Below are 15,016 nucleotides of genomic sequence, written 5' to 3'. Positions count from 1 at the left end.
CCCCCCTAGGGTACGACGCTACCCACGGAGATCCTTCAGTCGGGCCACATCCGCGGCATGTCCCTCCGGCCCGCCGGGGGTTTCGATGATCAGCGGCACACCGTCCGTCGCGGGGTGCCGCAGTAGTCGGCGAAACGCCTCCAGCCCTATGTGACCCGCGCCGATGTTCTCGTGCCTGTCCTTGTGCGCGCCGGCTGCTTCCTTGGAGTCATTGGCGTGGATCAACTTCAGCCGACCCTCACCGACCGTCTCCACCAGCAGATCAAGGGTCTGCTGCACCCCCAGCGGGTCCCCGAGATCGTGCCCCGCCGCATGGATGTGGCAGGTGTCCAGGCAGACACCGAGCCGGGGGTGGGCCTCAAGGGCGTCGAAGTAGGGGCCGAAGTCCTCGGCCCGGGAGCAGAGGGAGAAACCCTGTCCCGCCGTGGACTCCAGCAGCAGAAACGGGTCGTCGTCATGGGTCAGCTCATCGAGCAGCGGCAGCACCAGTTCCCTGACCTGGGCCAGTGCCACCTCACGGGAGCGACCCCCGGTGGCGGAGCCGGTGTGGACGACCACGCCCTTCGCACCGATCTGCCGCCCCCTGCGCAGTGAGTGGCGCAGCGACTCCACCGACTTCTCGGCGGTCGCCTCGGTGTGCGAGCCGAAATTGATCAGATAGGGGGCGTGTACCCAGGCGGTGAGCCCGGCCTCGGCGCAGCCAGCCCGAAACTGTTCGTCCTGTGCCGGATTCCCCGATGGGGTCGCCCAGCCACGCGGATTGGCCACAAAGACCTGGACGGTCTCGGCCTTGAGCTCTCGGGCGTAGCCGAGGCCGATGGTGGCGAGACCACCCGCCACCGGGACATGTCCGCCGACGGGGTTGCGCATGGGTGTTCTCGCTGTTCTGATCCGATGGAGCTCCACGTTCACATGGCCTGGGGCGATGCGCCGTGGAGCGATGAACCGTTGGTTTTCTCTTCAGGCCGACGGGGCCGCTCGTCGCAGACGGCACCTCACGACCAGGGCTGTCGAATCCCTGTCGACGCTGCCCTCACAGACCCTTGATCCTGATGGTGACCGTACTGCCCTCGGGCGCTTCTCCGTCCGCGCCGGGGGACTGGCTCTCCACGGTGTCGCCCAGATACGGAAAGTTCTTCTCCGCCTTGACCTGGAAGCCAGCCGCCTTCAAGGCGCTCCTGGCGTCGTCCTCGCCCTTGCCGACCACGTCGGGGACATCGACCATGCGCGGCCCCTTGGACACGGTCAGCGTGATGGTGTCTCCGCTGGCGAGCTGTGCGCCCTGGGCCGCGGACTGGCGGGCCACGGTCCCCTCCTGCTGGGACGCGTGGACCCGCTCCGATGCGACCTCGACCTGGAAACCGGCTCCCTCCAGCTCGCTGGTCGCCTCCTGGACCGGCTGCCCGCTGACATCCGGCACCGTGATGGGGGCACCCTTGCTGACGACGATGGCCACGGCGGAATCCGGGCTGCGTCCCGCCCCTGCGGCGGGATCAGTACGGATGACCGACCCCTGGGGGACCTCCGGGCTGAATGCCTTGGTCACCACCCCCGGCGCCAGCCCGGCCTTGCGCAGTGCCTTTTCCGCGTCATCGAGCGACTCACCCCGCACCTCGGGCACCCGCACGATCTCCGGGCCCCGCGAGACGATGAGGGTGACCGAGCCATTGCCGCGAATGCGCTCATGAGTGCCCGGATCGCTGTCGATGACCGTGCCCCTCTTGACCGTCTCGCTGAAGTCCTTTCGGACCTCCCGCACATCGAGCCCGGCGCCGCGCAGCTCCTGACGGGCGTCCTTCTCGGTCTTGCCGATGAGCGCCGGGACCCGGGTGAACTGTCCGGAGTTGATGTACCAGACGCCCGCACCCACACCGAGCACCATCAGGAAGACCGTGAGGATCGCGATGACACTCCGCCGGGGAAGGGCGGGCCGACGTCGTGGGCGAGGCTGCTCCGGTGGTACGGGAGACATGGCAAGACGGGCCGTGTGACTGATGCCGTCCCGCGTGGGTGGCAACTCCCGTCGAATGAAGTCCGTACGTTCCTCGGAGCCGGCGGACCCGTCCGCATCGGCGATTGCCCGGCCCGATGAGCCCGCCGCGGACCGACCGCTCGCCGCGGCCGCTGCCCGCGGCGGCACCAGATCGAGTTGCCCGTCACTGAGGGCGGCCCTCACCTGGCGGGCCCGCGCCAGCAGCACCACCGCGTCATCGGGGCGTGCGTCGGGATGGCGCGCGGTCGCGCCGGCGACCAGCCCGTCCAGCTCGGGCGCGAGCCCCGGGGCGAGCGCGGAGGGCGGCGGAATGTCGTCGTTCAGATGCCGGTAGAGGACCTGAGCGGGTGTCTGTCCGCCATAGGGCTTGGACCCGGTCAGCATCTCGTAGAGCACCACCCCGCAGGCGTACACATCGGTACGGGTGTCGGATGCGCCGTCCTCGATCTGCTCGGGGGCGAGATAGGAGACCGTGCCGAGGACCGTGCCGGTGGTGTTGGTCACCGAGCCCACCGACCGGACCAGGCCGAAGTCGGCGACCTTCACCCGGCCGTCGTCCCCTATGAGCACATTCTCCGGCTTGATGTCGCGGTGGACGAAGCCCGCCCGATGCGCCGCGCCGAGCGCCGCGAGTACGGGCTCCAGGATGTCCAGCGCGGCCCGCGGCTGGAGCGCCCCCCGATCTCGCAGCACATCGCGCAGGGTGCAACCAGCGACGTACTCCATCGCCAGGTAGACATATGCGCCCTGTGCGCCCTGGTCGAAGATCGCCACCACATTGGGGTGTGCCAACCGGGCGACGGACTTGGCCTCGCGGATGAAGCGCTCCACGAAGGTCACGTCGGTGGCGAGGGCCGGATGCATCACCTTGAGGGCGAGCTCGCGGTCGAGACGGGTGTCGACGGCCCGGTAGACCGTGGCCATCCCGCCGACGGCGATACGCGCGTCGACGCGGTAGCGGCCGTCGAGCAGCTGCCCGACGAGAGGGTCCTGGAGGGTCGTGTCCACGAGGTGATTCTACGAGCCGGTGGTGACACCCCCGTCTGACCGGGGGCGCACCGCAGCAGAGCTGTGACAGCGCGGGCACACCGCTGGGCCTGCGCAGCAGGAGTGTGAAGGGCCAGGCCAAGGCGCGAACCAGCGGTGCGCGAGAGAAGCGGCCTGTACGGTTTCGCGGACTCCGGAGGTCGACGGGGGCGCCCCGACCGCGCCTTCGACGATCGTGCCGAGCCGTTCGCCCGGTAGCTCTTGGCGTCGGTTCGTGCCGTTCGCCCGGTAGCTCTTGGGGTTGAGTCGTGCCGTTCGCCCGGTAGCTCTCGGCCGCGGTGTCCAGGCGTCAGAACGCGGGGCGTTCGGGGTCCAGCTCGGCCATGCCCGCGACCGGGGACGACGCCTCGGCGAAGTGCCGGCGGGGAATGCGGCCCGCGCGATGGGCGAGCCGGCCCGCCGCGACGGCGTGCCGCATGGCCTTGGCCATCAGCACCGGTTCCTGGGCCCTGGTCACGGCGGATGCCAGCATCACCGCGGCACACCCGAGCTCCATGGCGAGTGCGGCGTCCGACGCCGTGCCCGCACCAGCGTCCAGGATCACCGGCACCTGAGCCCGCTCGGTGATCAGCTGGAAGTTGTGCGGATTGCGGATGCCGAGACCGGAACCGATCGGGGACCCCAGGGGCATCACCGCCGCACACCCCACGTCCTCCAGTTTCCGGGCCAGCACCGGGTCGTCATTGGTGTAGGGCAGCACGGTGAACCCGTCGTCGACCAGGGTCTCCGCCGCGTCCAACAACTCGATCGGATCGGGCAGCAGGGTCCGTTCGTCGGCGACGACCTCCAGTTTGATCCAGTCGATGCCCAGGGCCTCCCGGGCGAGCCGCGCGGTCAGCACGGCCTCGCCCGCCGTGAAACAGCCCGCGGTGTTGGGCAGAACGCGAATGCCGAGCCTGCCGAGGACGGAGAGCACCGAGCCCTGCACCGTGGGGTCGAGACGGCGCATCGCCACCGTGGTCAGCTCGGTGCCGCTGGCCACCAGGGCGCGCTCCAGCAGGTCGAGACTGGGCGCGCCACCCGTACCCATGACCAACCGGGAGTCGAAGGCGGTCCCCGCGATGACCAACCGGTCATCCGGACCGGCTGGCCGGGCCTCGGGGCTGAGGGACGCGGACGGCACGGTGGTGGGCACGGCGATCAGCCTCCCTGTACGGCGGTGAGCACTTCGACGCGGTCGCCGTCGCCGAGCCGGGTGCCCGCCCAGCGGCTGCGGGGGACGACCGTTTCGTTGACGGCGGCCGCGACCCCCGTCGGCGCCGCGGTGAGCTGGGCGACCAGCGTGTCCAGAGTGGTTCCGGTGGCCAGCTCACGCGACTCGCCGTTGATGGACACCACCACGGGAAGAGTGTTCATACGGGCTGCTCCTGAGCTAGGTGGGAGAAGCGGTGCGAGGTAAACGGAAGCGCTTCAGGGGGCAAGCCGCCGTCGATGAGCACCGAGGCCATCACATCGGCGGTGACCGGGGTCAGCAGCACCCCGTTGCGGTAGTGACCGGTGGCGAGCAGCAGACCCGGTAGCGCGGTCGGGCCGAGCAGGGGAGCGTTGTCGGGGGTGCCGGGGCGCAGCCCGGCGCGGGTCTCGACCAGCGGTAGTTCGGTGATCCCGGGGACCAGTTCATGGGCGTCCCGCAGCAGCTCGTAGACGCCTCCAGCGGTGACGGTGGTGTCCCAGCCCTGCTCCTCGCTGGTGGCGCCGACGACGAGTTCGCCGCTCTGTCGAGGCACCAGATAGACGGAGCTGCCGCGCACCACCGCGCGCACGGTCCTGGAGAGGAAGGGTGCGTAGGCGCCGGGCACGGTCAGTCGCAGGATCTGCCCCTTGACCGGGCGCACCGGGGGCAGCACCTCCGGCGGCACCCCGCCCAGCTCTCTGCTGAAACTGCCGCCGGCCAGCACGATGTGGTCAGCGCCGAGCCGCTGCCCATCGGAACACACCACGCCGGTCGCCCGGTCCTGAGTGACCGTGAGCCGCTGCGCCCAGCCGCGGTGAAAGGTCACCCCGGTCCGCTCGCAGGCAGTGACCAGCGCGGATGCGAGGCGGCGGGGATCGACCTGGTGGTCGCCGTCCACGCGTAGTCCACCGCGGACCCCGGGGGCGAGCATCGGTTCGAGCCGTCGGCACTCACGGCCTGAGAGCCACTGGGACTCCAGCCCCGAGCGCCGTTGCAGGGCGTGGAGTTCGCGCAGATGGGCGCGGTCGTCGCTGTCGAGCGCCACGGCCAGCGTGCCGCAGGGGCGGTAGCCGACGCTCTGGCCGCTGCACGCCTCCAACTCGGCGGTGAAGTCCGGGTAGCGGCGGGCGGATTCCAGATTGAGGGCGAGCAGTGTCTCCTCGCCGTAGTGCAGTTCGGTGACGGCGGCCAACATGCCCGCTGCCACCTGTGCCGCCCCGCCGCCCGGCGATGGATCGACGACGGTGACGTCGAGCCCGCGCTGAGCGGCTCGCCAGGCCGTGGCCAGCCCGATGATGCCGCCTCCGATGATCAGTACGTCGGCGCCTGCGGAACGCTGCGATGCGGTGGAACGGGGGCGGGGGTCGTACGGCATGGTTGGCCAGCTCCTCCCTTCGCCGGCATGACCCGGATCAGGTTCGTACGGTCGGAGGCCGGCCAGCCTCCCTCTCAGCCCGGTGCGTCCGGGCTCCCGCGAGTGCTTTACGGTGGCCACCCTAACCCCAGGCCTCAATGCGTGGTAAGCGGCGGTCGGCGCACCGCGGCGGACCTGATCGTTCGCATGGGCCCCGATACGAGGGAGCAGAGCTCATGGCCAGGTCACTCGATGGACTCGTGCTCGCACCGGTGGCCGACCAGGCCCCGGGCCAGGTGGGAACCAGCACCCGGTTCGCCTACCACGAGCGGGACGGCCGGATCTGGGCCGAGTACGAGGGCGGCGACGTGGTCCAGGGCTTTCTGGTCGGCACCCGGGAGGCCGATCGGATCGACTTCCGCTACGTACAGCTGAAGACCGACCTGAGCACGTCCTCGGGGCACTGCGTCTCGACGGTGGTCGAGCTGCCCGACGGGCGGGTCCGGTTGGATGAGACCTGGGAGTGGGAGTCGCAGGAGGGCAGTGGGACCAGCGTGGTGGAGGAGGTCGTGCTGGACGCCCCCCTTTCCTGACGATTTGTCAGATGCTTAAGGTGGGTGATGTGAGCGAGCAGCAGCAGGGAGAACGGCAGGAGCCGGGTGTGGTGGTCGCCGGTGCGGGCATGGCCGGGGTGCAGACCGCCGTCGCCCTGCGCGAGCAGGGCTTCACCGGCGGGATCACCCTGATCGGGGCCGAGCCCCACCAGCCCTACGACCGGCCACCCCTGTCCAAGGCCATCCTGCTCGGCAACGCCGAGGGCTCGGCCTTTGACGTCGACTTCGAGGCCTTGGACATCGAACTGCGGCTCGGCTGCGAGGTCATCGGAGTCCGCGCGGAGGCCCATGAGCTGGACACCGAAGCCGGGCCCTTCCGCTACGACACGCTGGTGATCGCCACCGGAGCGGAGCCGATCGCGCTGCCCGGGACCGAAGCGACTCCCGGCGTCCATCTGCTGCGCACACTCGATGACGCGGCGCGGCTGCGCCCCGTACTCGCCGAGCAGCATGACATCGCGGTCGTCGGAGCGGGCTGGATCGGCGCGGAGTTCGCCACGGCGGCCCGTGCGGCGGGCTGTGCGGTCACGGTGATCGAAGCCGCGGACCGACCGCTGGCGGGCTCGCTGCCCGCCGAGGCCGCCGCCCCGATGGCGGCCTGGTACGCCGAGGGCGGCGTGCGGCTGATCACCGGCGCCCGGGTGGCGGGGGTCGAGGGCGGTTCGGTGCTTCTGACGGACGGCCGGCGCATTCCCGCCGGGGCGGTGGTCGTCGGCATCGGAGCCCGCCCCGCCACCGCCTGGCTCAAGGACTCGTCGATCGACATCGGCCCGGACGGAGCCATCGCCGCCGACGCGTACCTGCGTACGTCGCTGCCCGATGTGTACGCGGTCGGGGACTGCGCCTCCTTCCCCTCGGCCCGCTACGGCAGGCGACTGCTCGTCCACCACTGGGACAACGCCCTCCAGGGGCCCCGAACGGTCGCGACCAATGTGCTCGCCTCCCGGCTCGACGAGCCACCGCAGGGCTATGACCCCGTGCCGTACTTCTGGTCCGAGCAGTTCGGGCGCTTTGTGCAGTACGCCGGAGACCACTCGGTCGCGAGCACCACCCTCTGGCGCGGTGACCCCGCAGACCGGGACTGGTCGATGCTCTGGCTGCGCGACGGTGCCTTGGTCGCCCTGCTGGCGGTGGGAAGGCCTCGGGATCTGGCACAGGGCCGCAAGCTCATCCAGTCGGGGGTGCCGCTGGACCCCCAGCGGGCGGCCGACCCCGCCATCCCCCTGAAGGCCGCTTCCCTCTGAATCGAAAATGGCGTTCTGATACCTCTCTGACCTGCGGTTTCGTCAGACCGAATGAGGAAAACCACACTCGGTGCCCCCGGTCCGGCTACCCACTGTCAGTCCCAGATGGCAGGCTTGTCCCGTGACCGAGATTGACGCAAAGATTGATGCTCTCGTCCCTGCCTGGCTCAACCTCCCCGAAATCGCGGAGAAGCTGGGCGTCGAGGTGACCCGTGTGAGGCAGTTGGTCAGGGACGGCCAAGTGATCGCCGTGCGCCGCGGGGAGAACAGGGTGCTCCAGGTCCCCGCTGCCTTCATCAGCGACGACAAGGTCGTCAAGGGGCTGGCCGGGACCCTGACCCTGCTGCGGGACGACGGCTTCTCCGACGCGGAGATGCTGGAGTGGCTCTTCACCCCCGATGCCACCCTGCCGGGCACTCCCGCGCAGGCGCTCGGCGAGAATCGCGGTACGGAAGTGAAGCGCAGGGCACAGGCGCTCGCCGTCTGAGCTCCGGCTGCCCAGCCGACCGAGCTCTGGGCCCCTGACGCCCACCGGGCTTCGCCAACGTCAGACGCCGTGGCACACCCCCCGCTCGGGGTTGTGCCCAACGGCAGCAGTGGGTGTGCGGCCCGGCCCAAGCCCGGCCGCACACCACGGAACCGCTCTGGGGGGATCGCCATGCCTGCGACTCATGCGCCGTCGTCAGATCTAGCCAATCCTTCTGATCTATCCGCAAGCGCGGCCCGACCTCTGAGGGCCGCGCTTGCGGGCGCACTGCTCTACCTCTGCACCGACGCCCGGAAGACCCAGGGCGACCTTCCGGACTTCCTCGACGAGGTCCTCGCCGCCGGTGTGGACATCGTGCAACTGCGGGACAAGGGCATGGAGGCGGCGGAGGAGCTCGACCACCTCCAGGTCTTCGCCGAAGCCACCCGACGGCACGGCAAGCTGCTCGCGGTCAACGATCGCGCGGATGTGGCCCATGCCGTCGGCGCCGATGTGCTCCATCTGGGCCAGGGCGACCTTCCCGTCCCGGCCGCCCGGGCCATCATCGGTGCCGACCCGCTGATCGGTCGATCCACCCACTGTGCGGCGGAGGCCACCGCCGCAGCCAGCGAACCGGGCGTGGACTACTTCTGCACCGGCCCGTGCTGGCCCACCCCCACCAAACCGGGCCGACACGCCCCGGGTCTGGACCTGGTGCGCCACACGGCGGCCCTGGGCACCGACCGGCCCTGGTTCGCCATCGGCGGTATCGACGCAGGGAACCTCGACGAGGTGCTGGCCGCAGGAGCACGCCGGGTCGTGGTGGTACGGGCCATCACGGAGGCTCCCGATCCCGCAGCCGCGGCCGCGGCGCTGCGGGCCCGTATCCAGGCCCACGCCCGGCAGGACGGCTAGCGGCTGAGACCACCGTCCAGGACCGATTGATTACGGACAGTCTGTGTCCGATGGGTGGACTCCGGTTGGGCCGCCCCCTGACCCCGGATAGCCTGCGACTATGGCCCTCGGAACCTCTTCGACCAGGACGGATCGCGCACGGACGGTGCGTGAGTTGCTCGCCACAGGCAAGACCTCCTACTCATTCGAGTTCTGGGCGCCCAAGACCGAGAAGGGCGAGCGCAACCTCTGGAACGCCCTGCGCAGGGTCGAAGCGGTCGCCCCCAACTTTGTCTCCGTCACCTATGGCGCCGGGGGCTCCACCCGCGCTGGGACGGTCAGAGCGACGCAGCAGATCGCCGCAGACACCACGCTCACCCCCGTGGCCCATCTGACCGCGGTCAACCACTCCATCGCCGAGCTGCGCAATATGATCGGCCAGTTCGCCGACGCGGGGATTCGCAATATCCTCGCGGTCCGCGGCGACCCGCCCGGCGACCCCACGGCGGAGTGGATCAAGCACCCCGAGGGCGTGGAGTACGCGGCGGAACTGGTCCGGCTGATCAAGGAGTCGGGAGACTTCTGCGTCGGCGTCGCCGCCTTCCCCGAGATGCATCCGCGATCCCAGGACTGGGATACCGACATCCAGCACTTCATCGACAAGTGCCGCGCCGGTGCGGACTACGCCATCACCCAGATGTTCTGGCAGCCCCAGGACTATCTGCGACTGCGTGACCGGGTGGCGGCAGCGGGCTGCGACACCCCGATCATCCCCGAGATCATGCCGGTTACCAGCGTGAGGCAGCTTGAGCGATTTGCTCAGCTCAGCAATGCCGCGTTCCCGTCCGAGCTGAAAGATCGCATCCACTCGGTCAAGGACGATCCCACGGCTGTACGCTCCATGGGTATCGAGTTCGCAACGGAGTTCTGTGCAGAGCTGCTCTCCGAGGGTGTCCCCGGACTGCATTTCATCACGCTCAACAACTCGACGGCGACGCTCGAAATCTACGAGAATCTCGGACTGCACGTGCAGTCGTGATCGGCCGTATCTGCCCTGAGCCTGGGTAGCGGCCGCAGGAGAGGGGCGGGCATGGGCTGGACGGTCCTCTATATCGCTTTCGGCGTTGTCGCGCTGTGGCTGCTCGGTGAGGTGCTGCTGCAGTACAAGGCACGGCTGCGCTGGCGGCTGTTGGCCTTCGGCGGTTTCCTCGGGGTGGTCATCGGGGTCTTGATGTCGTCCGTGGTCGTCATCGGCCTCGGTGCCATCGCCTTTGCGATCGGCCAGACCTATGTGACCCTCTCCTTCCGTCGTGGCTTCTCCACCGGTTGGGCCATCGGCGGTAGCCCGGGCGCCAGTCGACGCCGTCGCGCCGGCAGCTCCGAGGGCCCGCGTGAACCGGCGCTGGAGGTATCGGCGGTCGAGGAGACCGCTCTTTCCTTCGCCTCGATGGACACCACCGCGCAGCCGCAGGCCTTCTACGAGCCGCTCCCCATGCCGGATGAAACCGGCCAGTACGGCGTCTACAGCGATGCTGCCTACGAAGCCTTGAACGCCGAGCAGGGCAACGACCAGAACCAGCGCCAAGACCAGCCCCAGGGGCAGTACGACGGGGCCTTTGACCCTTACTACGCCCAGCAACCCGGTGGGCAGGACACCCCGGCGGGACAGTACGACTACGGCAGCGGGCAGCAGCAGTACGCCGCGTACTCCGATCCCTATGTAGGCGGACAGCAGTACAGCAACTACGACAGCTTCGGCAATGAGCAGCAGTTCCCGGCGGATCCCTACTACGCGCAACAACCCCCGTCGGATACGCCCCCGGGCGGAGTCTGGGTCCCGCAGCAGCGGGACGCCGATGAACAGCCGCCGCAGGAGGAGCCCTCTCCCTACGGCTACGACCCCGGGTACAACGAGCCGCAGCAGTACCGCTACTGAACACGGCACCCGTCAGGCGGAGTTGGGGCGCGGCCGGCTGCTGGCGGTGCTCGCTCAGCGATGCCCACCGCCACTCTCCCGGGCACGTGGCAGCGGTTGGAAATCCTCCACATGGTCCCTTGCCCACTGCGCGAAGGTCCGGGCCGGCCTGCCGGTGACGGCCTGCGCCGTGGGTACGTCGGTGAGCGACGCGGGGTCGAACTCCGCGTCCCACTCCGCGTCGGCCGCCTCCCCCGAGTAGTCCTCGTAACCGAGCAGGAAGTCCGCGTTCTCGGCCGCGAAGCCGCCCTGTTCGAGGTAGATCTCCCGAGCTTGCGCGCGGCTCACCTCCACACAGCGGATCTCCCTGCCGAGTGCCTTCGCGATGAGCCCCACCTGCTCCCGACGCGAGAGCAACTCGGGCCCGTTCACGGTGTACGCCTGGCCGTTGTGTCCCTCCTCGGTGAGGGCGAGGACGGCCACATCGGCGATGTCCCTCTCATGGACGGGGAACCAGGCGTCATCGGGCATGGGATCGCTCACCACATCGCCCTCCCGGATGGGCGGCCCCCACAGGGCGAGCCTGTTGCTGGCGAACTCCCCGGGCCGCACATGGGTCCACTCAAGACCCGATGCTTCGACGGCCCGCTCCACCGGAAGGTGGAAGTCCGTATCGGACCCGTCGGTGACCGCTCCGGACGAGAGCACCACCACCCGACGCACCCCCGCCTCCTCCGCCAGAGCCACCACCTCGCGGGCGGTCTCGGCGACCGGGAAGAGGAAGAGCGCTTGGACGCCTTCCAACGCGGCCGACAACGAGCGAGGCTCGTCGAGGTCTCCCCGAAACACCCCCACCTCCGCCGGAAACGCCCCGGGCTGCGGATTCCGGGAGAGTGCCCGCACCTCATGGCCATCGGCCAGCAGTCGTCGCACCACATGGCGTCCGACGTTGCCGGTCGCCCCCGTCACCAGGATCGTCATGAACCCCCCTTCCCCTCCGTGCTGGTCCCGGCCGTGCCGGTCTCGTGCCTGGCCGCCCCGATACCGTTCTCCAGCGTCCGAATGACCTGGTCCGACGCTCCGTGGCGCGGCATGTCTCCACCGCTGATCGCCATACACCCCGCGGACACATGCGCCCACAGCACATGCTCGATCCAGTCGGCCCCCACCTCCGGGTCCAGGACCCCTCCGTCCTGGCCGCGTCGAATGAGGCGGCGGATGTCCTCGCCCGCGGTGTCCGGCTCGTCAGCGGACGCGATGGATTCGGAGATCCGCGGGTCGCCGTAGAGGAAGAGCACCTGGTCGCTCACGTCGAGCATGGCGCTCACCAGCCGACGCAGGGCCTCCAGCGGTGCGCCGGCCTCGATCCTGGCGTCCTTCAAGGCCTCGTTGAGCAGCCGCAGCGAGTCCTCGATGACCGCAGCCATGAGTTCGTCACGCTCCGAGTAGTACCGCTGGAGGGTGCTGCGCCCGACCTCCGCCGCGGTGGAGATCTCGGCGAGGGTGGCGTCTCGGCGTCGAGAGAGCGTCGCCGCGGCGGCGCTGAGGATGGCTCGACGGGTACGGCTGCGAGTCCCGGTCTCTGGATATGGGTTGGCCATAACCATAAGGTAGCAATGACTCACCCCTAATGAGGCACATGAAATCGATTCTGGGTCATGTGTAGCCCAAAAATCACCATGCCCCGCCCGCAGTTGGGGACCCTTGCGGTGAGATGACGGAGGCGCGGCTGGTGATCAAACCACCTCAGCCGGCTCCGCCCTGCCTGTCGTCTCCCTGCCCGTCATCTCCCAGACGTCGTCTCTCAGCGCGATCACTGCGACCCGCGGAAGCCCGCCCCTTCGACGATCAGCCCCGCCACCAGCGCCCCCGACATCCCCGCATGAGCCAGCCCGCCGCCGGGGTGACAGTGCCCGCCCACCAGATAGAGGCCAGGCAGCCGGGTGGTGTTCCCCGGGTGCAGCCAGCGCCCCTGCGCCCCGGCGAGTGCGGGCGCGGTCAGGGACCCGGTCTCGGCCGGTGTCAGGACCTCGTGCCAGAGCAGCCGCTGCCGTATCCCCTCCTGGCCGCCGATCGCTCTGCCCACAGCATCGATGAGCATCTCCGCATGGCCCTCACGCACTGCCTTGTCCGTCCAGTCGAGCCGCCCGCCCTGTCCGGCGACGGTCGCGAACGCCGTGATCGCCTCATGGCCGTCATCAGGGCGGGTACGCGGATCATCGGGGCGCAACACGGTGACCGTGGGGTGCTCCGCGGCCCGACCGCTGAAGACTGCCTCCGCTTCCGCCGCCGCGTCGGGAGAATGCACCACGGTGCGGTGTGCGCCCGATGACCGAGCACCACGCAGCGCCAGCAGCACCGTGAACCGGCCCGGTTGCACGGCGCCGTCCCTCGCCCGGGGGGACAGGTCCTGATCCAGCCAGAGCGACCGCTCGGTCAGTGCTGCCGGGTCCGCCACGCCTGCCACCACATGGTCCGCTTCCTGGACGACGCCGTCCGACAGGACGACCCCAGCCGCACGGCCGTCCTTCTCCACGACCGAGGTGACCTCCGCCCCGAAGACGAAACCCACCCTCCGCGCGAGGCACCGCTCGTAAACCGCACGGGCCAACTCCCTTAGCCCACCCTCGATGTACCAGCTGCCGAAGGTCTGCTCCATGTAGGGCAGTAGGGCGGTGCCCGCCGGCGCGTACCGGGGGTCGAGTCCGTAGGAGAGGGCGTATCCCTCGAAGAGTGCGGCCAGGCGCGGGTCCCTGAGCTCCCAGGCGCCCACCTCGGCGACCGTGGCGGCCTGTCGGGTGCGCAGAACCCTGCGCTGCCGCTGCGCCGGGTAGGGGTCGCGTTCCAGCAGGCGCCACTCGGACCGCAGCGGCTCTTCGAGCAGTGGTCTGCGCGAGCGGTCCCAGGCATCGCGGGCCCGGCCCAGGAACTCTCCCCACCGCTCGCCCGCGCCCGCGCCCACAGCGCTCTCCAGCGCGGCGACGATCCCCGCCCGAGAGGCGTTCGGCAGTGACGCGTCGGTGCCGTCCGAGAAGAGATGCCTGCTCGCGGGGTCCGTCTGGACCAGGCGGACACAACTCTCCAGAGGTTCTTTGCCCGTCTTCACAAACAGGTCCCGCCAGACGGCGGGCAGATGCAGCAGCCCCGGCCCGGTGTCAAAGACGAACCCATCGCGCTCGAACGAGCCCACGGCCCCGCCGTAGGTCTCCGAACGCTCGTACACCGTCACCCGATGGCCTGCCACGGCCAGCCGGGCAGCCGCCGCCATGGCGCCCATCCCAGCGCCGATCACCGCAATCCGTGCCATGCCAGGGACTCTACCGACCCCGACTGACAACGCCTTGACCCGCTGCTGACCTGGGGCTCAGTCGAAAGGCCTCCGACCCGCAGCGAGCCGTTTCTCCTCCCGGCGCTGTGCCCTGCGCCGCCAGAAGCGGCGAATCCTCGCGGCGAGCAGGACGACGGTGATGATGCCCAGCACCAGCAGCGTCCCGGCGATGATGGCCGCGGCCACGGGGTTGTAGATGGCGAAGGTGATGATCCCGGCGACCCCGAGATCCTCCGCCACGCTGACCGCGATATTGCTGAACGGCTCCGGTGAGGTGTTGACCGCTATCCGCGTCCCGGCCTTGACCAGGTGGCTCACCAACGCGGTCGAGCCACCGACCGCACCGGCTGTGAGTTCTGGCAGCGAGCCGCTCTCACCGGCGAGCAGCGCGGCCACCACGGCCCCTGCCACGGGGCGGATCACGGTGTGCACCGAATCCCAGGCCGAGTCGACGTAGGGGATCTTGTCCGCGACGGCTTCGCAGAGGAAGAGCACCGCCGCCGCGATCAACACATCGGTGCGCTGGAGCGACTCGGGCACCTCATCGGTGAGCCCGGTGGCACCGAAGACGCCAAGGAGCAGGACCACCGCGTAGGCGTTGATCCCGCTGGCCCAGCCGCTGGTGAAGACGAGGGGGAGTACGGACACGGGGGCGATCGTAACCAGGGACGGCCCGCCACCGGTGGGGGTGAGCGCGAAGCGATGAGTACACATACCTAGTCGCCGACTTGAGTATCCGCACGGATGGGCCGTCACCTGCACTGACGGAAGAGTGGAGATCACGGAGAGGGGCACAGCGCCGGTACCGCCGACACGGGGTGGCGGAACGGCGCGGCTCCTCGACACATCGGGGGTCGTACGGCTCCAGGGCCGTTCGGCAAGTAGATGGCTTCGGGCCCTCCGCCCTCGGGGGAGCGGAGAGCCCGAGGGCACACGGGGGAGAAGAACGGGGGATACGGGGGACACGGGGGTGAGCGTCCCAGGGGA

At 69.7% G+C, this 15,016-nt stretch carries 15 protein-coding genes and 1 riboswitch; of the genes, 6 read left to right on the top strand and 9 right to left on the bottom strand.

Annotated features, from left to right (window positions below; translation table 11 throughout):
- Positions 1-18: 18 nt before the first annotated feature.
- From NBG84_RS29835 to thiO, 5 genes are all read right to left on the bottom strand, one after another.
- Entirely contained in the window at positions 19-870 is an 852-nt protein-coding gene (locus tag NBG84_RS29835; RefSeq protein ID WP_250922760.1) for a deoxyribonuclease IV, read from the bottom strand.
- Between the two features lie 163 nt (positions 871-1,033).
- Positions 1,034-3,001: a Stk1 family PASTA domain-containing Ser/Thr kinase gene (gene pknB, locus NBG84_RS29830; protein ID WP_250922759.1), complete on the bottom strand. Its 1,968-nt coding sequence runs from the start codon at positions 2,999-3,001 to the stop codon at positions 1,034-1,036.
- A gap of 328 nt (positions 3,002-3,329) precedes the next feature.
- Positions 3,330-4,175 carry a thiazole synthase gene (locus tag NBG84_RS29825; RefSeq protein ID WP_425608727.1) on the bottom strand — a complete coding sequence of 282 codons (846 nt, stop codon included), beginning with the start codon at positions 4,173-4,175 and terminating at the stop codon, positions 3,330-3,332.
- Between the two features lie 5 nt (positions 4,176-4,180).
- Complete coding sequence (gene thiS, locus NBG84_RS29820; protein ID WP_250922758.1) at positions 4,181-4,396, bottom strand: sulfur carrier protein ThiS; 216 nt, start codon at positions 4,394-4,396, stop codon at positions 4,181-4,183.
- Positions 4,393-5,589 carry a glycine oxidase ThiO gene (thiO, locus tag NBG84_RS29815; protein ID WP_250922757.1) on the bottom strand — a complete coding sequence of 399 codons (1,197 nt, stop codon included), beginning with the start codon at positions 5,587-5,589 and terminating at the stop codon, positions 4,393-4,395. The genes thiS and thiO overlap by 4 nt, the downstream gene beginning before the upstream one ends.
- A riboswitch (TPP riboswitch) is annotated at positions 5,586-5,699 on the bottom strand. Its footprint overlaps the gene before it by 4 nt.
- Positions 5,700-5,804: 105 nt before the next feature.
- Between thiO and NBG84_RS29810 the strand changes: the two genes are divergently transcribed.
- From NBG84_RS29810 to NBG84_RS29785, 6 genes are all read left to right on the top strand, one after another.
- Entirely contained in the window at positions 5,805-6,161 is a 357-nt protein-coding gene (locus tag NBG84_RS29810) for an avidin-fold protein (RefSeq protein ID WP_250922756.1), read from the top strand.
- Positions 6,162-6,190: 29 nt separating this feature from the next.
- Entirely contained in the window at positions 6,191-7,426 is a 1,236-nt protein-coding gene (locus tag NBG84_RS29805) for an NAD(P)/FAD-dependent oxidoreductase (RefSeq protein ID WP_250922755.1), read from the top strand.
- A gap of 121 nt (positions 7,427-7,547) precedes the next feature.
- Complete coding sequence (locus NBG84_RS29800) at positions 7,548-7,913, top strand: Rv2175c family DNA-binding protein (protein ID WP_250922754.1); 366 nt, start codon at positions 7,548-7,550, stop codon at positions 7,911-7,913.
- A gap of 171 nt (positions 7,914-8,084) precedes the next feature.
- Positions 8,085-8,807 (top strand): thiamine phosphate synthase, encoded by a 723-nt coding sequence (gene thiE / locus NBG84_RS29795; protein ID WP_250922753.1) that lies wholly within the window; start codon positions 8,085-8,087, stop codon positions 8,805-8,807.
- Positions 8,808-8,907: 100 nt separating this feature from the next.
- On the top strand, positions 8,908-9,825 hold the full coding sequence (gene metF, locus NBG84_RS29790; protein ID WP_250922752.1) for a methylenetetrahydrofolate reductase [NAD(P)H]: 918 nt from the start codon (positions 8,908-8,910) through the stop codon (positions 9,823-9,825).
- Positions 9,826-9,876: 51 nt separating this feature from the next.
- Positions 9,877-10,722, top strand: coding sequence for a hypothetical protein (locus NBG84_RS29785; protein ID WP_250922751.1), 846 nt, complete (start codon positions 9,877-9,879; stop codon positions 10,720-10,722).
- 54 nt (positions 10,723-10,776) lie between these two features.
- Here the strand turns inward: NBG84_RS29785 and NBG84_RS29780 are convergent, their stop codons facing one another.
- The 4 genes from NBG84_RS29780 to NBG84_RS29765 form a co-directional block, all read right to left on the bottom strand.
- Positions 10,777-11,682: an SDR family oxidoreductase gene (locus NBG84_RS29780; RefSeq protein WP_250922750.1), complete on the bottom strand. Its 906-nt coding sequence runs from the start codon at positions 11,680-11,682 to the stop codon at positions 10,777-10,779.
- On the bottom strand, positions 11,679-12,302 hold the full coding sequence (locus NBG84_RS29775; RefSeq protein WP_250922749.1) for a TetR/AcrR family transcriptional regulator: 624 nt from the start codon (positions 12,300-12,302) through the stop codon (positions 11,679-11,681). The genes NBG84_RS29780 and NBG84_RS29775 overlap by 4 nt, the downstream gene beginning before the upstream one ends.
- Positions 12,303-12,514: 212 nt before the next feature.
- The gene (locus NBG84_RS29770) at positions 12,515-13,969 is read right to left on the bottom strand and encodes a phytoene desaturase family protein (RefSeq protein WP_425608729.1); all 1,455 of its coding nucleotides are present in this window, start codon (positions 13,967-13,969) and stop codon (positions 12,515-12,517) included.
- Between the two features lie 96 nt (positions 13,970-14,065).
- Positions 14,066-14,677 carry a DUF4126 domain-containing protein gene (locus tag NBG84_RS29765; RefSeq protein ID WP_250922747.1) on the bottom strand — a complete coding sequence of 204 codons (612 nt, stop codon included), beginning with the start codon at positions 14,675-14,677 and terminating at the stop codon, positions 14,066-14,068.
- Positions 14,678-15,016: the final 339 nt, after the last annotated feature.

The organism is Streptomyces albipurpureus (assembly GCF_023701525.1).
Classification (GTDB): Bacteria; Actinomycetota; Actinomycetes; order Streptomycetales; family Streptomycetaceae; genus Streptomyces; species Streptomyces albipurpureus.
The sequence above is the reverse complement of the archived record's forward strand: the minus strand, read 5'-3'. Positions and strand labels throughout refer to the sequence as shown.